21 protein-coding genes are annotated in these 22,871 nt (G+C 36.7%); 11 read left to right on the top strand and 10 right to left on the bottom strand.

Annotated elements, in window-relative coordinates; genetic code table 11:
* Positions 1-260: 260 nt before the first annotated feature.
* Positions 261-2,531 (top strand): aconitate hydratase, encoded by a 2,271-nt coding sequence (locus OPU68_RS02205; protein ID WP_498472318.1) that lies wholly within the window; start codon positions 261-263, stop codon positions 2,529-2,531.
* A 63-nt stretch (positions 2,532-2,594) separates the two neighbouring features.
* On the opposite strand, the gene OPU68_RS02200 is transcribed toward OPU68_RS02205, so the two are convergent.
* From OPU68_RS02200 to OPU68_RS02180, 5 genes are all read right to left on the bottom strand, one after another.
* Positions 2,595-2,972 carry a hypothetical protein gene (locus OPU68_RS02200; protein WP_498472317.1) on the bottom strand — a complete coding sequence of 126 codons (378 nt, stop codon included), beginning with the start codon at positions 2,970-2,972 and terminating at the stop codon, positions 2,595-2,597.
* A 10-nt stretch (positions 2,973-2,982) separates the two neighbouring features.
* Positions 2,983-3,534, bottom strand: coding sequence for an RNA polymerase sigma factor (locus OPU68_RS02195; RefSeq protein ID WP_498472316.1), 552 nt, complete (start codon positions 3,532-3,534; stop codon positions 2,983-2,985).
* Positions 3,535-3,613: 79 nt separating this feature from the next.
* Positions 3,614-4,297 (bottom strand): LytR/AlgR family response regulator transcription factor, encoded by a 684-nt coding sequence (locus OPU68_RS02190; protein ID WP_498472315.1) that lies wholly within the window; start codon positions 4,295-4,297, stop codon positions 3,614-3,616.
* A gap of 100 nt (positions 4,298-4,397) precedes the next feature.
* Entirely contained in the window at positions 4,398-5,414 is a 1,017-nt protein-coding gene (locus OPU68_RS02185) for a sensor histidine kinase (RefSeq protein WP_498472314.1), read from the bottom strand.
* The gene (locus OPU68_RS02180) at positions 5,411-5,758 is read right to left on the bottom strand and encodes a hypothetical protein (RefSeq protein WP_498472313.1); all 348 of its coding nucleotides are present in this window, start codon (positions 5,756-5,758) and stop codon (positions 5,411-5,413) included. The genes OPU68_RS02185 and OPU68_RS02180 overlap by 4 nt, the downstream gene beginning before the upstream one ends.
* A gap of 168 nt (positions 5,759-5,926) precedes the next feature.
* Between OPU68_RS02180 and OPU68_RS02175 the strand changes: the two genes are divergently transcribed.
* Both OPU68_RS02175 and OPU68_RS02170 read left to right on the top strand, forming a co-directional pair.
* A complete protein-coding gene (locus OPU68_RS02175; RefSeq protein ID WP_498472311.1) occupies positions 5,927-8,020 on the top strand; it encodes a TonB-dependent receptor domain-containing protein in 2,094 nt (697 codons plus the stop codon).
* Between the two features lie 55 nt (positions 8,021-8,075).
* Positions 8,076-10,229 carry an outer membrane beta-barrel protein gene (locus tag OPU68_RS02170; protein ID WP_498472310.1) on the top strand — a complete coding sequence of 718 codons (2,154 nt, stop codon included), beginning with the start codon at positions 8,076-8,078 and terminating at the stop codon, positions 10,227-10,229.
* Positions 10,230-10,349: 120 nt separating this feature from the next.
* Here the strand turns inward: OPU68_RS02170 and OPU68_RS02165 are convergent, their stop codons facing one another.
* From OPU68_RS02165 to OPU68_RS02145, 5 genes are all read right to left on the bottom strand, one after another.
* On the bottom strand, positions 10,350-11,048 hold the full coding sequence (locus OPU68_RS02165; protein WP_498472309.1) for an RluA family pseudouridine synthase: 699 nt from the start codon (positions 11,046-11,048) through the stop codon (positions 10,350-10,352).
* A gap of 3 nt (positions 11,049-11,051) precedes the next feature.
* A complete protein-coding gene (locus tag OPU68_RS02160) occupies positions 11,052-11,378 on the bottom strand; it encodes a hypothetical protein (protein WP_498472308.1) in 327 nt (108 codons plus the stop codon).
* 8 nt (positions 11,379-11,386) lie between these two features.
* Positions 11,387-12,238, bottom strand: a complete 852-nt coding sequence (locus tag OPU68_RS02155) for a carboxylesterase family protein (protein ID WP_498472307.1) — start codon at positions 12,236-12,238, stop codon at positions 11,387-11,389.
* A gap of 74 nt (positions 12,239-12,312) precedes the next feature.
* Positions 12,313-13,128, bottom strand: coding sequence for a 3-methyl-2-oxobutanoate hydroxymethyltransferase (gene panB / locus OPU68_RS02150; protein WP_498472306.1), 816 nt, complete (start codon positions 13,126-13,128; stop codon positions 12,313-12,315).
* Between the two features lie 72 nt (positions 13,129-13,200).
* A complete protein-coding gene (locus OPU68_RS02145) occupies positions 13,201-13,914 on the bottom strand; it encodes a Crp/Fnr family transcriptional regulator (protein ID WP_498472305.1) in 714 nt (237 codons plus the stop codon).
* A 95-nt stretch (positions 13,915-14,009) separates the two neighbouring features.
* Between OPU68_RS02145 and OPU68_RS02140 the strand changes: the two genes are divergently transcribed.
* From OPU68_RS02140 to OPU68_RS02105, 8 genes are all read left to right on the top strand, one after another.
* Positions 14,010-16,388, top strand: a complete 2,379-nt coding sequence (locus OPU68_RS02140) for a heavy metal translocating P-type ATPase (protein ID WP_498472304.1) — start codon at positions 14,010-14,012, stop codon at positions 16,386-16,388.
* A gap of 111 nt (positions 16,389-16,499) precedes the next feature.
* Positions 16,500-16,688, top strand: a complete 189-nt coding sequence (gene ccoS / locus OPU68_RS02135) for a cbb3-type cytochrome oxidase assembly protein CcoS (RefSeq protein WP_498472303.1) — start codon at positions 16,500-16,502, stop codon at positions 16,686-16,688.
* Between the two features lie 15 nt (positions 16,689-16,703).
* Complete coding sequence (gene ccoN, locus OPU68_RS02130; RefSeq protein ID WP_498472302.1) at positions 16,704-18,989, top strand: cytochrome-c oxidase, cbb3-type subunit I; 2,286 nt, start codon at positions 16,704-16,706, stop codon at positions 18,987-18,989.
* 12 nt (positions 18,990-19,001) lie between these two features.
* The gene (locus OPU68_RS02125) at positions 19,002-19,199 is read left to right on the top strand and encodes a CcoQ/FixQ family Cbb3-type cytochrome c oxidase assembly chaperone (protein ID WP_498472301.1); all 198 of its coding nucleotides are present in this window, start codon (positions 19,002-19,004) and stop codon (positions 19,197-19,199) included.
* A gap of 19 nt (positions 19,200-19,218) precedes the next feature.
* Positions 19,219-20,103, top strand: a complete 885-nt coding sequence (locus tag OPU68_RS02120) for a c-type cytochrome (protein WP_498472300.1) — start codon at positions 19,219-19,221, stop codon at positions 20,101-20,103.
* Between the two features lie 110 nt (positions 20,104-20,213).
* Entirely contained in the window at positions 20,214-21,668 is a 1,455-nt protein-coding gene (gene ccoG / locus OPU68_RS02115) for a cytochrome c oxidase accessory protein CcoG (protein WP_498472299.1), read from the top strand.
* 2 nt (positions 21,669-21,670) lie between these two features.
* Positions 21,671-22,120 (top strand): FixH family protein, encoded by a 450-nt coding sequence (locus tag OPU68_RS02110; protein ID WP_498472298.1) that lies wholly within the window; start codon positions 21,671-21,673, stop codon positions 22,118-22,120.
* Positions 22,111-22,848: a sulfite exporter TauE/SafE family protein gene (locus OPU68_RS02105; protein ID WP_498472297.1), complete on the top strand. Its 738-nt coding sequence runs from the start codon at positions 22,111-22,113 to the stop codon at positions 22,846-22,848. Before OPU68_RS02110 ends, OPU68_RS02105 begins: the two co-directional genes overlap by 10 nt.
* The last annotated feature ends 23 nt before the right edge of the window (positions 22,849-22,871 follow it).

Below are 22,871 nucleotides of genomic sequence, written 5' to 3'. Positions count from 1 at the left end.
TTGGTCCTTTTGGATTCAGGATCTTTCATTTTTTGTTTAGAATATTTCCAGATTAAACTTCTTATGATTTTTTTAACTGAAATTTAAAATGTGAAACTTTAATTTTTAGTAACTTGATAGTTGTAAAATGTTGTCATCATTAATTCTATATATCTTAATCAGACGATCGTAGGAATAGAATTTGATAATGCTATTACCCGAACTTTTCCCCTTTAAATCGAGGAAAACTAAATTAATCAATAATAAAATAAAATCGAGATATGACTTTTGACTTGGATATGATAAAAAAGGTTTATTCTGATTTCGAAACCAGAGTGAACGATGCAAGAGCTTTTATGGGAAGACCTCTTACTTATTCCGAAAAAATACTTTGTGCACATTTAGATGCAAAGCAGGTAAAAGAAGCTTTCAAACGTGGCGGTTCTTATGTAGATTTTGCACCAGACAGAGTTGCGATGCAGGATGCAACAGCACAAATGGCACTTTTACAATTTATGCAGGCGGGAAAAAAAACAGTAGCTGTTCCCTCGACGGTTCACGCAGATCACTTGATTCAGGCAAGAGTTGGCGCAGCAAAAGATTTGATAGAAGCCGAAAATAAAAACAACGAAGTTTACCAATTTCTTCAATCTGTTTCTAATAAATATGGAATCGGGTTTTGGAAAGCCGGAGCTGGAATTATCCACCAGGTAGTTTTAGAAAATTATGCTTTCCCTGGCGGAATGATGATCGGAACCGATTCCCATACTGTGAACGCAGGCGGACTTGGAATGGTTGCCATCGGAGTTGGTGGTGCTGATGCCGTTGACGTCATGGCCGGAATGGCTTGGGAACTTAAATTCCCGAAAATGATCGGTGTAAAATTGACAGGAAGATTAAATGGTTGGACTGCAGCTAAAGATGTAATTCTTAAAGTTGCAGGAATCCTTACCGTAAAAGGTGGAACTGGCGCTATTGTAGAATATTTCGGGGAAGGTGCAGAATCGCTTTCCTGTACCGGAAAAGGAACGATTTGTAATATGGGCGCAGAAGTTGGAGCAACCACTTCGATCTTCGCTTATGATAACAATATGAGCAAATATCTTCGCTCAACAGACAGAGAAGATTTGGCGGATGCAGCTGATGCAATTGCTCACGTTTTAAAAGCTGATCCTGAAGTTCTTGCAGAACCTCAAAAATATTATGACGAAGTGATAGAGATTAATCTTGATACTTTGGAACCTTATCTTAACGGACCTTTCACACCGGATTTGGCTACACCAATTTCTCAAATGAAAGAAATCGCTGAGAAAAACGGATGGCCAACAAAAATTGAAGTTGGATTGATTGGTTCTTGCACCAACTCTTCTTATGAAGATATCGCAAGAGCAGCTTCTGTTGCAAAACAGGCAGGAGAAAAAAACCTCGAAGTAAAAGCCGAATACACCATCACACCAGGATCTGAACAAGTAAGATTCACAGTAGAAAGAGACGGATTCCTGAAAACTTTTGAAGAAATCGGTGGTAAAGTTTTTGCTAATGCCTGCGGACCTTGTATTGGACAATGGGCTCGTGAAGGTGCTGAGAAACAGGAGAAAAATACCATCGTTCACTCTTTCAACAGAAACTTCTCCAAAAGAGCGGATGGCAATCCTAACACTTATGCTTTCGTAGGTTCTCCGGAATTGGTAACTGCTTTGGCAATCGCCGGAGATTTGACCTTCAATCCTTTGACGGATAAGCTTAAAAATAAAGATGGCGAAATGGTCCTTCTTGATGAGCCAAAGGGCGATGAGCTTCCAAAATTAGGATTTGATGTAGATGATCCGGGTTACATTGCTCCGGCTGAAGATGGTTCCAAAGTAGAAGTTGTGGTTTCTCCGACATCAGACAGGTTGCAATTGCTGGAGCCTTTCGCACCTTGGGATGGTAAAAATATTACAGGTGCAAAACTTTTGATCAAAGCTTACGGAAAATGTACGACTGACCATATTTCAATGGCCGGACCGTGGTTGAAATACCGTGGACACCTTGATAATATTTCCAACAATATGTTGATAGGTGCCGTTAACGCATTCAATATGGAAACTAATAATGTTAAAAATGAAGAGGACGGACAATACAAACCAGTTCCGGATTCTGCAAGACAATATAAAGCCGATGGCATTCCTACGATCGTAGTTGGTGATGAGAATTATGGTGAAGGTTCTTCCAGAGAGCACGCGGCGATGGAGCCGAGACACCTTGGTGTAAGAGCAGTTTTGGTGAAATCTTTTGCCCGTATCCACGAAACCAACCTTAAAAAACAAGGTATGTTGGCGCTAACATTTGATAATAAAGAGGATTACGATAAAATTCAGGAAGATGACACCATCAACTTCTTAGACCTTGACCAATTTGCGCCGGGTAAACAATTATCTCTGGAGTTTGTTCACGCTGATGGAACCAAAGATGTAATTATTACAAACCACACTTACAATGCAGGACAGATTGGTTGGTTCAAAGCGGGATCTGCGCTTAACCTTATCAAATTAATGGAAAAACAGAACTAAGATTTCTCAGTTTTCAAATACAAAAAATGCCTCACTAATCTATGAGGCATTTTTATTTTTCTATCAACTTTTATTCTCGTTCGGTTCCCGTTCCTCTCTACAAAACTTGGACTCGAATCTTTGTTTCCACATCTGCTTCATTTTTTCTCTTTCTTCTTCTGTTCCGCAAAATCTGGATTCCAATTTCTGTTTCCACATTTCCCTGTCGTCATTCCCAAATCTGTTTCTATTTTTGAACTTCTCTTTTGCATTGGCCAGTCCTCCAAATAAGATTTTTGATATGACTAAAATCCCGAGAGACTGCCAGTAAGTAATCGATTTCACACCCAAAACATCGGGCAAAACCATATTCCAAAGCCATTGGAAAAACCAAATAAACAGTCCAATTGCGACAATCACGCAAGGGAATGCTAACCAAAATTTCTTTTTATGCTTGTTCATTTTCTTAAAATTAATTTTTCAAATCGTTATAAAGTCGCTGCAATCTTTTTCGCAAATGTTTGACCGCGTACGACTTTCTGCTGATAATTGTTTTTATGTTTTCGCCCTCTAGGTCCGCAATTTCCTGCAGGGTTTTATCTTCCAGTTCGTTTTGAACGTAAACTCGTTTTTGTTTTTCCGGAAGTTCGTCCAAAGCCTTCATCAGTTCATCCCAGAACAGGTCTTTGAACATTCCAACTTCAGGATTATTGCTGTCATCTGCGAGGAGAATATCCTTTACATTCAGTTCGCCGTCTTCGTCCTGATAGACAAAATCTTCCAGAGATTCTGTTTTCTTCTTTCGATAACTGTCGATGATTTTATTTCTTGTTACTGAGTATAACCAGGCTCCGACATTTTCCAACTCATTAAGATTGGTCAATCGGCTGGTCTGAAACCAAACTTCTTGTAGAATATCTTCTGCATCCTCTGTCTTTGCCACTTTAGAATTAATAAAGCGCAAGAGTTGCGAGCCGTAATTTTTTACGACCTCTGTAATAGATGCAGATCTAGTTTCGGTCATTTGCTGTAAAGATAGCGAGTCCATATGAATATGACGGCACTACTTTTTTTTTACTTTAAAGATTGTTGAAAATAAATAACTATTTCAACTTAAGCAAGAATTCGGATTTATACGTTTCGCCAATCGGGATTTCTTTCCCGGAATTGAGGAAGACATTTCTAACATCAATTTTCTCGATTTTGTCAAGATTGAGAATAAAGGATTTATGTACTCTGGCGAAATTTTCAGGAAGCTGATTTTCAAGAGATTTCAAAGTATCGAGGACGATATATTCCTGATTTTCGGTTTTTATGTTGACGTAATCTTTGATGCTCTCGACAAACAGGATTTCATCAAAATTTATCTTATGCTGTTGTCCTGAAGATTTGACGAAGAAATATGAATTTGCAGAAGTTTCACTAGATGGAAATCTTTCCTGAGCTTTCACAGCACTTTTCTCGAAACGACCAAACGAAATTGGTTTCAAAAGATAATCGATCACGTTGTGTTCGTAACCTTCTAATGCATATTCCGAATAAGCTGTTGTCAAAATATATTTCAATTTATTGCCAACGATTTTCATAAAATTGATTCCTGACAATTCGGGCATTTGGATATCGAGAAAAATCAAATCGGCTTCGTTATTTTGTATATACTCCAAAGCTTTAATTGGATTTTCTGTAGAAAAAACCATTTCCAGAAAAGGGATTTTCATCACGTAATTTTCCAAAAGCTGGATTGCCAAAGGTTCGTCATCTACAACAATGCATTTTATCTTTTTCATTAATTTATTTCTGTGATACTCTTATATGCCGCTCCTACGGAGCTCTGTCAATCTTAAAACGATTTCTACAAACATTTCGCTCTAGGGAGCTTTGTCATTATTATTTCAAATCAATTTTCAAATCTACAGAAAATTCGGTTTCGGTTTCGTTGATGTTCAGTTCGTGTTTCTTTGGATATAGGATTTCCAGTCGTTTTTTCACATTTCCAATTCCAATTCCGGAAAGTGAATCTTTTGACCTTTGTTTTTTGAAGTTTTGAAGATGGAAATTTAAAGTTTGATTGTCATCAGAAATTTTCATCGTGAAACCTTTACCGCTGAAATCGCCGTGCTTGAAAGCATTTTCTACAAATGGAACCAAAAGCATTGGCGAAATATTAAGGTTAGGATAATTAATTTTTTTTTCAATCAATAATAATTCTGGATTTTTGATTCTGAGTTTTTCCAGTTCTATCAAACTTTCCAGATAACCGATTTCCTTTTCCAATGGAATGAAATTTTTCTCCAAATCCTTTGTGCTGTATCTTAATAACTGACTGAGTTCCTCAATCGCCGGCAAAGCTTTTTCCGAGTTCTGATAAACCAAGGAATAGATATTATTAAGTGTATTAAAAATAAAATGCGGATTGATTTGCGTCTTTAAAGCCTGAATTTTCGCTTCGTTTCTTTCCTGTTCCAGTTTTTGTCTTTCGGTTTCAATGACTCCAAATTTTTCCAACAACCATAATATTCCGGCGATGAAAACATTGATACAACCGTAATAAATGTTATCAAAAAAGTAATAAAGTAACCCGGTTTCCTGGTTGTAATTCCTGAATCCAAAAGTGGCTGGCAGCAAAACTTCTTCCATCAAATATCTTATCGTTGCAAAACAAAGAATGGAAAGGAAAAACGAAACTATCACCGTATAAATTTTCTCTGGTCTGAAAACCTTCGGAATAATAGCTAAATAACAAATGTAAAACGTGATAATCCCCGCGAGAAAAAAGGTAATTCTCAAAACCGTACTCTGCAGATTGTTATCTTTTTCGAAGAAATACAAAGGCGTAATCACAGTTCCAAAAAAATTGAGACTCCAATAGATGATTTGAAGCCAGATGATTTGTTTCTTTTTCATCGTAATTCTTTGTTATTAATTAAAATAGGTCTTGACGAGGAATAATGCAAATGTATAGAAACAGAATCTGAATTTTGGTTCTCCATTATCAATCTGCTCCTTTTTGGTAACCTGTAATTGAGCTGAGAATTTGCGATAATGGTTTTCGGCATGTTCAGTTCAGAAACAAGATTTACCGCTTCGTGCGAAAGATTTTTAATTTCTAAAGTTGCGGGCGCTTTTAACTTTTGTAAGACAATGCTGTCTCCAGGCGCAATTGTCATTGTTTTCCAAACATCTACTCTATGCTTTCCGATGCAGGAAGCCATAGAAGCCAAAATCAAAATGAGAGTTATTTTTTTCATAGTTCAAAAGTATAACGCATAAATGTTTCCAGTCTACAAGATTCTACAAACACCCTTTTTTTACCGACGAAAATAATTTGGTCGGATTAAAACCTCATCAAATCTAAACGCTATTTCAATAGAAAGACTTTGAAAATACATTTGCATCAACAAATTAGCATTATGAAAATGAAATATCTATTTATCGCAACACTTTTCTCAATCGCAACTTTCGCTCAAACTCAAAAAGACAGTTTGAAGGAAATTGAACAAGTCAATATATTAGTCAAGAAAAAATTGCTTGAAAGAAAAGCGGACCGACTGATTTTTAATGTGGATGCGTCCATCGCTTCACAAGGAATGGATGCGGGCGAAACTCTGGCCAATGTTCCGATGCTGAAAGTGGATGAGAATCTTGGAACAGTTTCCATCATCGGGAAAAGCAGCGTGAATGTGATGATTAATGGAAAAATGCTGAATCTTTCCGGAACTGCATTATTAAATTATTTAAAATCCATCCGCTCCGAAAATATTTCAAAAATCGAAGTCATTACAACGCCCCCAGCGAAATATGAAGCGCAGGGAAACAGCGGATTGATTAATATTATTTTAAAGAAAAATCCGAATCTTGGATTCAGTGGTAACATCAGCACAGGTTTGACGCAAAGAACTTACAGCAACGGAAGTACAAACGGAACGTTGAATTATCAAACCGAAAAATTAAGTTTAAGTCTGAAAACAAGCTACATCGAAGGTGCAAAACGGGCGGATGAAAGATTTACGATTCTTGGCGCTTCGCAGAATTACAGCAGGTCTGTCCGAAAAGATATGTGGCAGGATTTGACACCGAACCTGAGCGCTTCCTATAAAATCAATAAAAATTCTGAAGTTGGGATAGACTATATTTTTGATAACGGGAAAAACGGAATGAACATTTTGAATACGACGAGAAACGTCAGTTCTGATTTGGAAGAAAAGAACCTTTTGACCAATACATTTCACAGAGAAAAATCGCCGACGCATACTTTCAGTACTTATTACGATTTGAAGTTGGATTCGCTTGGGAAGAAATTGAGTTTTGCAGGGAATTTCTATCAAAACAATAATGAGACGGAAGTTAATTTTTCTACTTTGACACTTCCGGAAAACACAATTCAGGATGTGAAAACTTTATCGATGATTAAGCCTCAGATTTTCTCGGTTCAGGCGGATTTGGAACTTCCTTTTAAATTTGGAACGATTGAGACTGGAGTGAAATTCAATCAATTCAGAAACTCTGCAGATTTGAAATATCTTGATTGGAAAAACAACCAGTTTGTCATTGATGATGAGAAAAGCAGCACTTTCAATTACAGGGAAGAAAATTATGCGGCTTATGTAAGTTTTGGTAAAAGTTTCGGCGAACATTGGGAAACCAAAGCAGGATTGCGATATGAAAATACGTTTGTGAAAAGCACTGTAAATAATTTCTCTTACGGACAATGGTTTCCTTCGGCTTTTGTTTCTTACAAAGAAGATAAAAACGTGTTCAGTTTGTCTTATTCAAGAAGAATCAACCGACCAAGTATGAGTAATCTGAATCCTTTCAGATGGTATGAGAATCCTTATTCTTACTCTACAGGAAATCCTTTGTTGAAGCCTTCATACATCAATAATTATGAATTAGCTTATACTTATAATAATAAATTCTCAACCAGCATTTATTATCTAAGACTGACAAATGCTTTTGGGCAAGTTGCTTCCTTGAATGGATTATCTCAAAACAGTGATTACAAAAATTATTACAACAACGATTTTTATGGAATAAATACTTCTTACACAGACACTTTCTTCAAATTCTGGGAAGCGAATATTACTGCCAATGCATCGTATCAGACTTCGGAAGTTTTCAATATTGAGGCCCAAACTATGAAAGGTTATTCTTTGAGCTATTCCATTAATAATACTTTCACATTAAACAAAACTAAAACCATAGCTCTTTTCCTTAATTACGACCAAAGTCTTCCTTACAAGAATGTAAATTCCCGTTTTGAAAATTTCTCAAATCTTAATTCCGGTTTTAAAATTTCATTAATGGAAAAACAGCTTCAAATCAATGCGACGGTTACCAATATCTTTGGACAGCGCTACAAAGGTCAAATGTTTTTTGATGACAGCAAACAACTGATGAACAATTATTGGGACGGCAGAAGTTTGCGTTTGAGTGTGAATTACACTTTCGGAAACAAAAAGCAAATCAACAAAAAGAATATCAATTTTGAGGAAAAAGACAGAGTTCAATAAGCTTAAAATGTAACAAAATAAAAGTCTGATAGTCTAATTGAGTTCAAACAAAACTATGAAAATCAAATCTATCATTCCAATCGCTGGTTTATTTCTAAGTCAAATCTACTTCGCACAGGAAACTCCGAAGAAGGACACCGACAAAGAAAAACAAATTGAAGCAGTAACCATTACCAAAACTAAAAAAGCCGTCGAGCAAAAAGCAGACAGAACCATCTACGATTTCTCGGAACAGCCACATCTCAATTCTGGTAATACGTTGGAAGGATTGCAAAAAATCCCTGGATTGGTAGTTTCCGAAATGGCAGGAATGATCTATCAAGGAAAAGCTTTGGACGTCTATATGGACGGACGACCTTTGAACATCTACAGCACGCAGTTGACGGCTTACTTAGAAGGACTTCCTGCAAACAGCATCGAGAAAATTGAAATCATCACGCAACCAGGCGCAGAATTCCCGGCAACTTCTGGTGGTGCCATCATCAATATTATCACGAGCAGAAATGCAAAATCATATTTGTCCGCAACTTACGCCGGTGGTTATCGTTTCAGTAATTATGACCATTTCAGAAGTAAATTCAACAATAGTTTGACGCTTAACTCCAAAAACAAATGGTTTGGATGGCAGTTGAACGTAGGCCAATCTTACAACGAGAGCGAAACCAAATCTACAATTGATGAGATCTCGAGATTGTACAATGACAATGTCAATAGAAATCAATATTTGAGAAGTGCTTTCACCTTTGATATTGGACAAGACCGATTGCTTTTGAATTACAATCTCAACTTAGGATCTTCGGATCGTTATGTGGATCGCTATTCTTTGTTCAATGGAACCGAATCTACCGGTAAGGATATCATCGACCAAAGCAATACACGAAATGAGGTGACTGCAACATATCAGAAAAAATTTGATGATAAGAATAAAAAGTTAGAATTTAAAGGATCTTACACCAACTTCAGTAATGATTTTGGGCAAACAGGAAGAACCATTTTGCCAACGCCTTCCATCAATGATAACTTTTTGAACAACGGCTCCAACCAAAATGTCTACAATTTCAGAATCGATTATGCTCAGCCGATCAAAATATTAGACGAAGGTAAATTGAGCTTGGGTGCTTTCTATGACCAACTGGAGTTTTCTGCAGATAACTTTGGGATAGAAAATCTGGATTACAAAAGCAAGACCACCGCTCTCTATTCCGAAGCGAGCGCAACCAAAGGAAAAATGGATTTTGTCTTGGGACTTCGTGGAGAATATTACAACATCAACGGAACAAGTTTGGATTTTGAAACTGGAAACTATGATAATTTGAGACCGTTTGAGAAATTCAAAGTGTTTCCAAATGCGAGCATTCAGTACAACATTATTCCGAAAATCGCTTTCTTTAATGTTAATTACAACAAGAAAATCACGTTACCAAATGTTGCCAACCTAAATCCCAACAACACGAGATACGGAAACGAAAACATCGATTTTTCAGGAAACCCAAATCTCCAGCCTACGATTTTTGACAATTTCGAGGTTAAATTAAGTGCTTTGAATTACGCATTTATAGGTTATAATTTTACCCAAGCAAAAAATCAGGTGGTTCAAATTGTGGAAAGAAAAGGCGATGTTATCTTACAGACCAGCGACAATCTTGACCGAATGAAGACGCATAATTTCAACATTGGATTTCCAATTCCATTAGCGATCTTCAACACACCGTTCAAAGACATTATGAAAATGGATATGAATCCCGATCAAGTGAGTTTTATCTTCTTGTATGGCTCGTATCAACTGCAACAAATTGATCAGATCATCAATCCGAAAGGCTATTGGACCTATAACGTGACTGGACAATTTATTTTGCCTTATAAAACAAAATTCACCGCAAATTATACTTACTTGACCAAAGGAAACGAGTTCTTTTTCTATCCAAACAAATCTTTTTACAACACCTTGAATTTATCCTTATCAAGGAAATTCAATAAAGAAAGAATGACGCTGACGTTGTTTGCGAATGATGTTTTCAACACCAATGAGACCAATCTCAGAACAACCAACGCGTTTCCAAATGTGAATATCCGAAACAAAAATGACACAAGAACTTTCGGACTTTCTTTCACCTACAAAATCCCAACAAAAAACAAGTTGGCGAAGGAAACACCTAACTTGCTAAATCAGGAGAAGAAAGAAGATTCTGGCTCTGTGCAACAATTATAATTAACATTCATCTGGTCATATAATAATCTCTCAATATCAATTGGGAGATTATCTTTGTTTTAAAATCAAAAAATTCATATTAAATTTTAGATTCCATTCGAAAACTGTGTTAAGTTCTGATTATTCGCCAGATTCACACGCCTTCCAAACCGCATCATTCTGCGGAACTGGCGCGATAATCTCAACATTTTCTTTAGTCACCGGATGAATGAACTGAAGTTTTCTGGCGTGCAGAGAAATCCCGCCATCTTGATTGGAACGTGGCGCACCATATTTCAAATCGCCTTTGATAGGAACTCCAATTTTTGACAACTGAGCCCGGATTTGATGATGTCTTCCCGTTTCCAAATCAATTTCCAACAATTGGTAATTATCTAAAGTTTTGACAACATTGTAAGTTAAAATTGATTCTTTTGCACCTTCAGTTTGCTTTACAAAAACTGTTGCTTTGTTTGTCTTCTCGTTTTTTTGGAGATAATGAACCAGTCTTTGCGATTTCGGAAGCATTTCCTTGCCAACAATCGCCCAATAGGTTTTTTTGACTTCACGATCTTTTACCATTACCGTCAATCTGGAAAGCGCTTTGGAAGTTTTCGCATAAATTACTAAACCGGAAGTTGGTCTGTCTATTCTATGAACCAAACCAAGAAAAACATTTCCCGGTTTATCATCTCTTTTTTTAATGAAATCTTTGATTAATTCGAGCAAAGACAGATCGCCTGTTTTATCACCTTGGACGAGTTGCCCGGCTTTTTTGTTGATGACCAACATATGATTGTCTTCGTAAACGATTTGATCTTCAGAAAAATATTGATTCATAACTTAATCTCTGGAAATCCTTTGTCTATTAAAAATAGAAACAATCACGCCCGTAAAAAGTCCGATCGTTTTAATCCTTGCAAATTGAGAATCGAAGGGTAAAAAAGCACCAATAATACAAAGACCAGCTGCGATGTACATCAGATAAACAAATTTCTTATTCAGGAAAGACTGCGCTTGAAACACAAAACTTAAACCGATCAGAATATAAAAGAATCTTTGATAAAGCAAATCCGTGATCTCCTGAGGAAATATATTAAACCAGCCTACCGCAAGGCAAATCAATGCCAGAATAGATAAAACGCCTTGTATTGTATTAGAATTTTTCATTTTTAAATTTAATTTTTAGTTTGCTTAAAAAGCCATTTTGGAATCTTATCTACCAACTCGGCAGAGAGAATATTGTTATGATATTTGTCTTTATATTCCCAAAGAAACACTTTGCCTTTGGTTTTCATTTCTTCAAAAAACCTGAAATTGCTTTGAGGAAAATTATCTGTGTCCAGACTTCCGTGGACAATCCAGATTGGCATTTTCGTGAGTTCATCTATTTTATCAAACTGAGAAATTCCCGAAACGTTGATCGCCGCTGCAAACAGATCTGGTCTTTTGGAGATTGCGTTCGAAGTTGTTGCGCCACCCATCGAGAATCCAATCACGTAAATCCTGCTTGGGTCAATATTTTCTTTTATAACTAATGAATCAATGGACTTTAAAACCATATCTAAGTGTTCATTCGATTCAGAAACTTTCACATTTCGGGTTTCATCCAGATGATAATTGGAAGAACGAATTGGAAACTGAGGCGACAAAATATAAGCCTGATATTTTTCCCTATTCTCCGGAAGCAGCCACATTTTGGACAAAACACCCATTTGTGAAGTGTTGTTTGTTCCAATGGCGCCCGAACCGTGAAAGACCAAAATTAAAGGATATTTTTTGCTTTGATCTATTTTTTCGGGTTTTAATAATCGATAATTCAAAGCTACTTTTCCGTCATCAAATTTTCCCGTCTGGAAATCTGAAAAATCAAGATTTTTAATTTCCTTAATTCTTGCAAGTGATTTCAACGAATCTTTTTTATCATAAAATTCCGTTCTTGTTCCAAATGTTGTTTGATGACAAACACACGAAACAATTGAGAATAAAATTACAGTGAAAAATAGAAGTTTCGTAATTTTTTGAATCATCATTAAGTGTTTATAATTAAAACCCTTTCAGAGTTTTGATTTCTGAAAGGGCATTATATATTTTTATTTTGTTATTAATAACTTTCCTTCTCATTCGGGAAGTCAGACGTTTTCACATCTGTTACAAATTGAGAAACGGCGCCTGTAATTTCTGTGTACAAATCCAAATATCTTCTTAGAAATTTCGGAGAAAAACCTTTATTCATCCCAACCATATCGTGATAAACAAGGACTTGACCGTCACAGTTAATTCCAGCTCCAATCCCAATCGTAGGAATCGAAATGCTTTCTGTGGCTTTCTTTGCCAAATCTGCCGGAATTTTTTCCAAAACAACTGCAAAACATCCCAATTCTTCCAGAAGTTTGCAATCCGCAATTAATTTTTCGGCTTCTGCATCTTCTTTTGCACGCACTTTATAAGTTCCGAACTGATAAATACTTTGAGGTGTCAAACCGAGATGTCCGCAAACCGGAATTCCTGCGTTCACAATTTTTCTGATGGATTCTTCAATTTCTTTTCCACCTTCGATTTTGATAGCGTGTGCACCGCCTTCTTTCATCATTCTTACCGCAGATTCCAATGCTTTTTCCGGATTACTTTGATAAGTTCCGAATGGTAAATCTGCCACTACCAAGGCTCTTTCCACACCACGAACAACACATTGCGTGTGATAAATCATTTGATCTAGTGTGATTGGTAAAGTCGTTTCAAAACCGGCCATCACATTTGCTGCAGAATCACCAATTAAGATAGAATCTACACCGCCGGCGTCAACCATTTTTGCAGTTGTGAAATCGTAAGCCGTCAACATTGTGATTTTTTCCTTATCGAATTTCATTTTTCGCAAGGTTTCTGTGGTGATTTTTTTTATTTCGGAGTGTACAGACATTATTTTGGAATTAAGAATGAATAATTAAAAATGAAAATCTTATTAATTATTCATTCTTAATTTTTAATTAGATTATATTACGACGTGACCAAGCTTGATCAGTTTGTCTCGATTAAGGATTTTGATATTTCTGCCTTCTACGGAGATCAGATCATCTTGTTTGAATTCGGAAATCAATCTGATTGCGCTTTCTGTTGCTGTTCCAATCAGATTGGCAATTTCTTCTCTCGTCAAAGAAATTTTGATAAAACCTTCGGGATCAGTTCCGAGTTTTTGTTCCAATAAAATTAGGATTTCAGCCAGTCTTTCTCTTACTGTTTTCTGAGCAAGAAAAGTGACAGTGTTAGCAGATTCGCCCAATTCGTAAGCTATTTTTTGAAGCATTGCATAAGACAATTTCGGATCTACTTTCAAAAGATGAAGAAAAATATCCGCCGGTAAAAACTGAACGGTCATTGGTGTCATTGCTTCTGCATTGGCCTGGAAATTCTCGCCACAAAGCAAAGAACGGTAACCTATCAAATCATTTTCTTTACAGAATCTTAAGATCTGGTCTTTTCCGTAAACACCTGATTTGGATAATTTTGCCGTTCCTTTTTCGATAAAATAAACACCTTTCGGCGATTCTCCATCTTCAAAAACGACTTCGCCTTTTGAGAATTCAAGAACTTTTAAAGCTTTTTCATACACTTCAAAATCTTCAGAATTAAGACTTTCCCGCAAAGAATCTTTATGAAAAGCCTTCGAGAAATTTTCTTCTATAACCAATTGTTGTTCAAGAGACATACCTATGACATTTGTCAGCAAAAATAAGACTTTTTAACGCTACATACCAATATTTTTGCCGTAATTTTGCAATCCAAACACCTGAGTAATTTTTAATGGCAGAACAATGTTTTCACTGCGGGCAAAAAATCGATAAGGAACAAATTCTTTTTGATGAAAAAACATTTTGCTGCAACGGTTGCCAATCGGTTTATGAAATTCTGAATGTTCATAATCTGGACAATTTTTACAACATCAACAAACGCTCCGGAATAAAACCTAGTACGGAAAACAATTCCCAGTTTGATTATCTTGACACCCCCGAAATTTTCGCTAAAATTGCAGATTTCTCGGAAGGCGGAACTACGCTTGTGACTTTCAAGATTCCTGTAATCCACTGTTCTTCATGCATTTGGCTTTTGGAAAGTCTTCACACCATTAATAAAAACATCAAATATTCTCAAGTCAATTTTACCAGAAAAACCGTTCAGATTTCTTTCAAAGAAGAAGATTTGAAACTCAGTGAACTGGCAAAATTCCTTACCAATCTTGGTTACAAACCAGTCATTAATCTGGAAACGGCTGAGAAAAAAATTGATACTTTAGACAAAACACTTCTCATCAAACTGGCAATTGCCGGGTTTGCTTTCGGAAACGGAATGTTTTTCAGCTTCCCGGAGTACATTTCTGGCGACGATGTCTGGTTTCATTCTTACAAACATTTATTCCGGGTTATTCTATTTTTGCTGGCAACTGCGGTTGTATTTTATTCAGCTTCAGATTATTATAAATCAGCTTGGTACGGGCTGAAAAACAAAATCATTAACATTGATGTTCCGATTGTTCTCGGAATCTTCGTTCTTTACGGAAGAAGTATTTATGAAGTCGTAACCGATTATGGTCCAGGCTATTTCGATACGCTTTGCGGATTATTGTTTTTTATGTTGATGGGGAAAATGTTTCAGAAAAGAACTTACAACACACTTTCCTACGACAGAGATTACAAATCTTTTTATCCAATTGCCGTCACGAAAGTTGACTTTGATGGAAACCAGAAAAATATTTTATTATCCGAATTGGCAGTTGGTGACAGAATTATGGTGAGAAATCAGGAAATCATTCCTGTAGATTCCATTTTGATTAAAGGCGAAGGAAATATCGACAACAGTTTTATTACCGGAGAATCTGCTCACATTTCCAAAAAACCTGGGGATAAAATTTTTGCCGGCGGAAAACAATCTGGTTCAATTCTCGAACTTGAAGTGATTAAAAGCGTGGACCAAAGTTACTTGACTCAGCTCTGGAACAAGGAAGCTTTCAAAAAATTCGAAACCGGACTTGATACTTTAACGAATACAATCAGCAAATACTTCACATTCGTTATTTTAGGAATTACACTTCTTGCAGGAATCTATTGGGCAAGAATTGACACAGAAAAGATGTTCCAGGTAGTTTCCGCAATTCTGATTGTGGCTTGCCCGTGTGCTTTGGCTTTGTCGGCACCGTTTACTTTTGGTCACATAATGAGAATTTTAGGCCGGAATAATTTCTATGTAAAAGATACTTTGACGATTGAACGATTAGCAAAAATCGACACTTTGGTTTTCGATAAAACCGGTACAATTACCGAAAGTAAAAAATCTAACATCAATTATTTCGGAACTGAGATTGAGGATATTGATTTGAAGAACATCAAGTCACTTCTGAAAAACTCAAACCATCCGCTTTCCAAATCGCTTTATAATTTCATTGAAGTTAATGATGACTACTTTGAAGTTGAAGATTTTGTGGAGATTTCGGGAAAAGGTTATCAGGGAAAAGTTCGTGGCGCTACTTATAAAATTGGTTCAGCGAGTTTTACAGGTGAAAAATCCCAAGATTTGGAAACTGCGGTTTACATTAAAAAAGATGAAAACTTCATTGGAAAATTCATTTTCAAAAATGAATATCGAAACAATCTTTCTACACTTTTCAGTCATTTAAAAAATTATAAAATCAATATTCTGAGCGGCGACAATCCTTCAGAAAAATCGATTCTTGAAAAACTGATTCCGAATGTTTCTGAGATGAAATTCAATCAAAATCCGGAAAACAAGTTGGATTTCATCAAAGAATTACAAGACAAAGGACAGAAAGTGGCAATGCTTGGCGACGGATTGAATGACGCCGGAGCCTTAAAACAAAGCAACGTCGGAATCGCGATTTCGGATGACAGCAATTCTTTCACACCATCTTCCGATGTGATTATGAATGGTGAAAAAATTCCGGATCTGGATAAATTTTTAGCTTTGTCAAAAGATGCGATTACGATTGTAAAAATCACATTCATAATTAGTTTGTGTTATAATGTTATCGGAGTTGGATTTGCGGTTTCCGGAAAAATGCATCCACTTTTTGCAGCGATTTTTATGCCTTTGAGTTCTGTAACAGTTGTAACATTCACGACACTTTCCACTTGGCTTAGAAGTTCCAAATACTTCAGGATAAACATTTAGAACGCCCTTATTTAGAGCGATTATAAATTATCCATATTTCCGTCATTCTGACCAAAGTCAGTAATTTTCACTAAATTTGACGACTGTTTTTACCTTAAATTTGTAGCAGATATGGAGATTCTCTATTTGATGATTATCTGCAGCGTTTCTTTAGCTGTTATTTTCTTAATTATTTTCATAATTGGAGCTAGAAAAGGACAGTTTGAGGACGATGAATCACCCGCAGTCAGAATTTTATTTGACGATGAAGTGAAGACAGAAAAGGAGATAAAAACTCCGGAAAAAAATGATAAAGAATAATTGCTATTTGTAGATATGGAAACACAAAAATTTAGTTATGACAACGGGATTGTTCGCGCCTTTCTTATTGCGACGGTCGTTTTCGGGTTATTAGGTTTTTTATTAGGACTTACCGCTGCGTTGTTGCTATTTTACCCTGAATTACCAGAATTTTTCCTGGGAACAGATGACCCGACTATCCAAACGCTAAGAAGCGGAGGAATGCAGGGACTGATAGATTCTCAAGGTGCTTTTGGATTTGGGCGAATCAGAATGATGCACACGAGTACTGTAATTTTCGCTTTCGTGGGGAACAGTTTCTTTGCAGGATTTTACTATTCTATGCAGAGATTGCTTAAAACCAGAATGTGGAGTGACACTTTATCTTGGATGCATTTCTGGGGTTGGCAGCTGATGTTGGTAACTACTTTGATTACTTTCATAATGGGGATCAATACCTCAAAAGAATACGCTGAACACGAATGGCCAATTGATTTATTAATCTTGGTGGTGTGGCTGATTTTCGGACTTAATATGTTTGCGACAATAGCAATAAGAAGAGTAAGACATATGTATGTTGCAATTTGGTTCTACATCGGAACATGGGTTGCAGTAGCGATGCTTCACATTTTCAACAACTTAGAAGTTCCATTATCTTTTGGCGGATGGAAATCATATTCAGCTTACGCCGGTGTGAAAGACGCCTTGGTACAATGGTGGTACGGACATAATGCGGTTGCATTTTTCCTTACAACTCCGGTGCTTGGGATGATGTACTATTTTGTTCCGAAGGCTGCAGACAGACCGGTTTTCTCCTACAAATTATCGATTATTCACTTTTGGTCGTTGATCTTTGTCTATATCTGGGCAGGTCCTCACCACTTACAATATACATCTTTACCAGCTTGGGCTCAGGCTGTAGGAACAGGTTTCTCTATTATGCTTATCGCTCCATCTTGGGGAGGTATGCTAAACGGTCTATTGACTTTGAGGGGTGCCTGGGATAAGGTAAGAGAAAATCCGGTTCTTAAATTCTTTGTAGTAGCTGTAACTTGTTATGGTATGGCAACCTTTGAAGGACCTCTTTTAGCAACCAAAACAGTGAATAAAGTAGGTCACTTTACAGATTGGGTTATTGGTCACGTTCACTTAGGTGCACTTGGATGGAACGGATTTATGGCTTTTGGGGTCATCTATTACTTAGTTCCAATCATGTGGAGAACCAAACTTTGGTCTGTGAAATTAGCTAACTGGCATTTCTGGTTGGGAACTTTCGGGATCATTTTCTACGCAGTTCCATTGTATATTGCTGGATTTACCCAAGGATTGATGTGGAAACAATTCAACCCGGACGGAACTTTGATGTACAAAAACTGGTTGGATACGGTAACAGCGATTTTACCATTCTTTAAATTAAGATTCTTAGGTGGGTTTTTATATTTCTCTGGAGCCATTCTTATGGTTGTGAACTTGGTAGCTACCGCTAGAAAAGGATCTTTCCAAAGAGAAGTTCCTGTTGAAGTTCCTGCATTGGCAAAAATCAATAAAGGAAGAAAAGAAGGAGAAACATTCCACTTATGGTTGGAAAGAACACCGTTATATCTAGGAATACTATCTTTCATCGCAGTAGCAATTGGTGGATCTTTAGAAATCCTTCCTACAATATTTGTAAAAGAAAACGTACCGACAATTTCAGCAGTGAAGCCTTACTCACCATTGGAACTGGAAGGTAGAGATCTATATATCAGAGAAGGTTGTAACTCTTGCCACTCGCAGATGATTCGTCCTTTCCGAGATGAAGTTGTGAGATTCAACGGGAAAAACGGACAGTATTCCAAAGCCGGAGAATACATCTATGACAGACCATTCCTTTGGGGATCTAAAAGAACAGGTCCGGATTTGCAGAGAGAAGGTGGCGCAAGACCAGATTCTTGGCACTTCAAACATATGTACAATCCAAGATCTACATCTGCAGGTTCCATTATGCCGAGATTCCCTTGGTTGATAGAAAATACACTTGACAGAAGCAAGACCAAAGCAAAATTAGAATTGATGAAAAACTCTTTCGATGTTCCATATACCAAATCTCAGATCGATTCTATGGATACTTGGATGAATAATCAAGCTAACGCAATCGTTAAAAATGTATTCTCTGAAGCTGATGATGTTAAGAAATCATTTGCTGAAGCTAAAGCTAATAAGGCAAAATCAGGAGAACAATTTGTTCCGCTTGAGAAAAGAGAGATCGTAGCTTTGATATCTTACCTGCAAAGACTTGGAACGGATATCAAAACAACAGAAGTAAAAACAGCCAGTAATTAATAATTAAAATAAATGATTCCGCAAAGTTTTAAAGACATCGTCTCCAATGTGGAAAATGCAGGTTTGTTTCAAACCATTGCAATGATCATCTTCATTTTATTCTTTGTTATAATGGTTTATGTTGTGATCAACAGACCGAAAAAATATTATAAAGAAGAAGAAAATGCACCTTTGGAAAAAGATCATGAAGACGACGAATTTACTTTGTAATTAAAAAAGATAATTAATCATGAAAAGAAGAACACCTGTTTATATTAATATTCCAATCGTTTTAGGATTACTAATTATTGTTTTTTACATGTTCTCCCAAAGTTCGGACTTCCTGTCTTCCAAGTTTTTCTTGGGAACAGCTTTGATCAGTATCGTTGTGGTATTTATTCAGGGAGCAATTGGAGATTTGATTGAGAATGAGAAATTCAAAAAATTAACTGATACAGAAAAAGCAGCTTACATCTCTGATAAAAAAGTGCCTTACTTCCAATATCTTTGGAATGGTGCTTTCAAAAGCCAATCAGAAAAAGAAGAGAAAGACATTCTTATTGATCACGGATTCGACGGCATTATGGAACTAGACAATCAGCTTCCAAAATGGTGGTTGGGATTATTTTATTTCGGAGTTGCCTATTGTATTTTGTATGTTTCATCTTATTTCTTAACAGATTTCGCTCATCCTTACAAAGAATATGAGCAGGAATACAGAGAGCAGACAGCCGCTATCAATGAGTATATGGCAACCGTCACTCAGCCAACCATAGAGACGGCAGTTTTTTCTGAAGATAATGTAGAAGCTGGTAAAGCTGTTTTCGAAACCAACTGTGTGTCTTGCCACGGAGAAGGTGGAAAGGGTGGAATCGGGCCTAACTTGACAGATAATTTCTGGATCAACCAACCTGAAAAAACATTATTCAAGACTGTTTTCTGGATGGTGGAAAACGGAAGTCCAAATAACCCTACAATGCAGGCTTGGGGTAAAAATGGTGTTGTTTCCGGGTTTGAAATTCAGCAAGTGGCAGCGTATGTTTACCACATCAACCAGGAACAAGCTCCTATTACACCTGCAAAAGGTGGTGCGGCTCCGCAAGGAACAGAAGCGCATTGGGAAAAAACTAAGTAATATCATATAAAAGAGATTGTCAAAGAATATCGTTCTTTTCGGAATGGTATTTGAAAATGAATAGTACACTGTTCATTCTCAGGACAATCTCTTTTTTTATCTAAAATATTATGAGTACTACAGAAAAAAAATACAACGAAGCGGAAAGCTGGGTCGTAGAAGCTGAAACATTCAGAGACTCTGTAGGGACAATGGATAATACCGGTAAAAGAAAATGGGTATTTCCAAGAAAACCTAAAGGAAAATTTACCAATTACAGAGTTCTGGTAAGTATCTTATTATTAGCAATCTATTTTGCTGTTCCATTCTTGAAAATCAATGGAAATCCGGTTCTGTTATTCAATATTATAGAACGTCAATTCTTTATTTTCGGGCAGCCTTTTTATCCTCAGGATTTCTTTATTTTGGCTTTGGGCGCCATCGTTTCATTAATATTCATCATCATTTTTACCGTTGTCTTCGGAAGGATTTTTTGTGGCTGGATTTGTCCTCAAACCATTTTTCTGGAAATGATATTCCGTAAAATAGAATATGCAATAGAAGGCGACAGAAACAAACAAATACGTCTGGATAATCAGGAATGGGATACGGAGAAGATCTGGAAACGATCTTTGAAATGGTTTATTTTTCTATTAATTTCAATCATCATTACCCACATTATGTTTATGTACATTGTTGGGTATGAAGAGGTTTTCAGAATTATGCAGGAAGGTCCGTTTGCAAAACCTACCAATTTTTTGGTAATGATTCTTTTTACCGCCGCATTTTATTTTGTATTTGCCTGGTTTAGAGAGCAGGTTTGTACAATGGTTTGTCCTTATGGAAGGCTTCAAGGTGTTTTGATTGACAAAGAAACCATCAACGTTTTTTACGATTACAAAAGAGGAGAAAACCGGGCCAAATGGAAAAAAGGAGAAGACAGAAGAGCTGAAGGCAAAGGCGATTGTATCGATTGCAAACAGTGCGTTGTAGTCTGCCCTACAGGAATTGACATCCGTGATGGTTTGCAGATGGAATGCGTGAATTGTACGGCTTGTATTGATGCTTGTGATGAAGTAATGGTAAAAGTAGGTCTTCCGCCAGGATTGATCCGATACGCTTCCGAAAAAGAAATTGAGGAACAGCAGAACTTCAAATTCTCAGGAAAGATGAAGGCTTATACGATTGTGTTATTAGCATTAGTCGCTTTCTTAGGCGGACTATTGTACAACAGAGGCGAGATGGAAGCCAAATTCCTGAAACCACCAGGATCAACTTTCTTCGTAAGAGATGGGAAAATTACCAACACTTACAACTATACTTTCCTTAATAAGTCAAACGAAAACAAAACGGTGATCATTAAAATTATTGAACCTAAAAACGGTGAAATATCCTCTGGGACTTCCAACCGAATCATCATGAAAAGAGATGCGATGATCAAAGGAACTATCAACGTTAGTTTCCCGGAAAGTCAAATCAAACTTTCAAAACAAAATCTCGAGTTGGGTGTTTACGATATGAATGGCGAATTATTAGATTCTTACGACACCTATTTTGAAGGACCTTTTAAATTTCAATTTAATTAATAATGAAAAACTTAAATTGGGGACACGGATTGATGATTGCCTTAGGATGTTTTATCCTTTTCATCCTCTTTCTGATCTTTATTTTTCCAATGGGAAAACAGAATGCCGAAATGATTTCCAATAATTATTATGAGGAAGAACTGAAATACCAAGACGTCATCGATGCCAAAAATAATGCAGCGAAATTAGAAAAAACGCCAACCTATAAAACGACCGGTGAAGGTCTTTTGGTAACATTCCCTGAAACTATAAAAGTAGATGAAAACACCGTCAACTTTGTTTTGTTCAGAACCGAAGATTCTAATCTGGATGTAAAAAAAGAAGTCACTTTACAACATAATCTATTCTTGATTCCTGCAAAAGTAATCTCAAAAGGTTCTTATACTTTAAAATTAAAATGGAAAGAAAATAAAAAGCCTTATCAGGTGGATTATGACATCTTATGGAAATAGCACTCATCATATCGGCGATTGGTTTGGGATTCGCGTCCGGATTCCATTGCATCGGTATGTGTGGACCCATTGCTCTATCGATGGGGCTGACGAAAAATCAGAAGGCCAATTTCTATCTTCAAAATCTCACCTATCAATTCGGAAGGATTCTCACCTACTCTATTCTTGGCGGAATCCTGGGCATCATCGGTCAAAGTTTTGAATTGGCTGGATTTCAAAAATATTTAACTGTTTTGGTGGGAATTTTATTGATTGTAATGGCAGTTTTCTCTTTCGGAGGAAAAGACTTTGCCGCAAAAATTCCATTTGTCTCCAGAGGCTTATTGAAGGTCAAAATGAAACTTGGGAAAACCCTACAGCGTCCAGATTACAAATCTCGTTTCGCCACCGGAATTCTGAATGGACTTCTACCTTGCGGAATGGTGTACATGGCTTTGACGGCTTCTTTAGCCGCTGGAGGCATTTGGCAAAGTTCATTCTTTATGTTCCTTTTTGGATTAGGAACTTTCCCATTTATGTTCGCCGTAGTTTACTTAGGAAATTTTATTACAACAGCTTTCCGAGTTCGGATTTTAAAAGTAATTCCTGTAATGATGATTATCTTGGGCGGATTATTTGTTTTAAGAGGATTGGAACTGGGAATTCCGTACGTTTCGCCACATTCCGAATCTTTGCACGTGAATCATTCTACTGATGGTTTTCATATGGATCATACGAATTGTCATTAAATAAAAGACATAAAAAAAATCGG

It is taken from the genome of Chryseobacterium sp. TB1-D10, from assembly GCF_059803555.1.
The sequence above is the reverse complement of the archived record's forward strand: the minus strand, read 5'-3'. Positions and strand labels throughout refer to the sequence as shown.

Bases quoted from the DNA above. Each gene is read 5' to 3' on its own strand.
- OPU68_RS02205 (WP_498472318.1), top strand. From the start codon at position 261: ATGACTTTTGACTTGGATATGATAAAAAAGGTTTATTCTGATTTCGAA.
- OPU68_RS02200 (WP_498472317.1), bottom strand. From the start codon at position 2,972: ATGAACAAGCATAAAAAGAAATTTTGGTTAGCATTCCCTTGCGTGATT.
- OPU68_RS02195 (WP_498472316.1), bottom strand. From the start codon at position 3,534: ATGACCGAAACTAGATCTGCATCTATTACAGAGGTCGTAAAAAATTAC.
- OPU68_RS02190 (WP_498472315.1), bottom strand. From the start codon at position 4,297: ATGAAAAAGATAAAATGCATTGTTGTAGATGACGAACCTTTGGCAATC.
- OPU68_RS02185 (WP_498472314.1), bottom strand. From the start codon at position 5,414: ATGAAAAAGAAACAAATCATCTGGCTTCAAATCATCTATTGGAGTCTC.
- OPU68_RS02180 (WP_498472313.1), bottom strand. From the start codon at position 5,758: ATGAAAAAAATAACTCTCATTTTGATTTTGGCTTCTATGGCTTCCTGC.
- OPU68_RS02175 (WP_498472311.1), top strand. From the start codon at position 5,927: ATGAAATATCTATTTATCGCAACACTTTTCTCAATCGCAACTTTCGCT.
- OPU68_RS02170 (WP_498472310.1), top strand. From the start codon at position 8,076: ATGAAAATCAAATCTATCATTCCAATCGCTGGTTTATTTCTAAGTCAA.
- OPU68_RS02165 (WP_498472309.1), bottom strand. From the start codon at position 11,048: ATGAATCAATATTTTTCTGAAGATCAAATCGTTTACGAAGACAATCAT.
- OPU68_RS02160 (WP_498472308.1), bottom strand. From the start codon at position 11,378: ATGAAAAATTCTAATACAATACAAGGCGTTTTATCTATTCTGGCATTG.
- OPU68_RS02155 (WP_498472307.1), bottom strand. From the start codon at position 12,238: ATGATTCAAAAAATTACGAAACTTCTATTTTTCACTGTAATTTTATTC.
- panB (WP_498472306.1), bottom strand. From the start codon at position 13,128: ATGTCTGTACACTCCGAAATAAAAAAAATCACCACAGAAACCTTGCGA.
- OPU68_RS02145 (WP_498472305.1), bottom strand. From the start codon at position 13,914: ATGTCTCTTGAACAACAATTGGTTATAGAAGAAAATTTCTCGAAGGCT.
- OPU68_RS02140 (WP_498472304.1), top strand. From the start codon at position 14,010: ATGGCAGAACAATGTTTTCACTGCGGGCAAAAAATCGATAAGGAACAA.
- ccoS (WP_498472303.1), top strand. From the start codon at position 16,500: ATGGAGATTCTCTATTTGATGATTATCTGCAGCGTTTCTTTAGCTGTT.
- ccoN (WP_498472302.1), top strand. From the start codon at position 16,704: ATGGAAACACAAAAATTTAGTTATGACAACGGGATTGTTCGCGCCTTT.
- OPU68_RS02125 (WP_498472301.1), top strand. From the start codon at position 19,002: ATGATTCCGCAAAGTTTTAAAGACATCGTCTCCAATGTGGAAAATGCA.
- OPU68_RS02120 (WP_498472300.1), top strand. From the start codon at position 19,219: ATGAAAAGAAGAACACCTGTTTATATTAATATTCCAATCGTTTTAGGA.
- ccoG (WP_498472299.1), top strand. From the start codon at position 20,214: ATGAGTACTACAGAAAAAAAATACAACGAAGCGGAAAGCTGGGTCGTA.
- OPU68_RS02110 (WP_498472298.1), top strand. From the start codon at position 21,671: ATGAAAAACTTAAATTGGGGACACGGATTGATGATTGCCTTAGGATGT.
- OPU68_RS02105 (WP_498472297.1), top strand. From the start codon at position 22,111: ATGGAAATAGCACTCATCATATCGGCGATTGGTTTGGGATTCGCGTCC.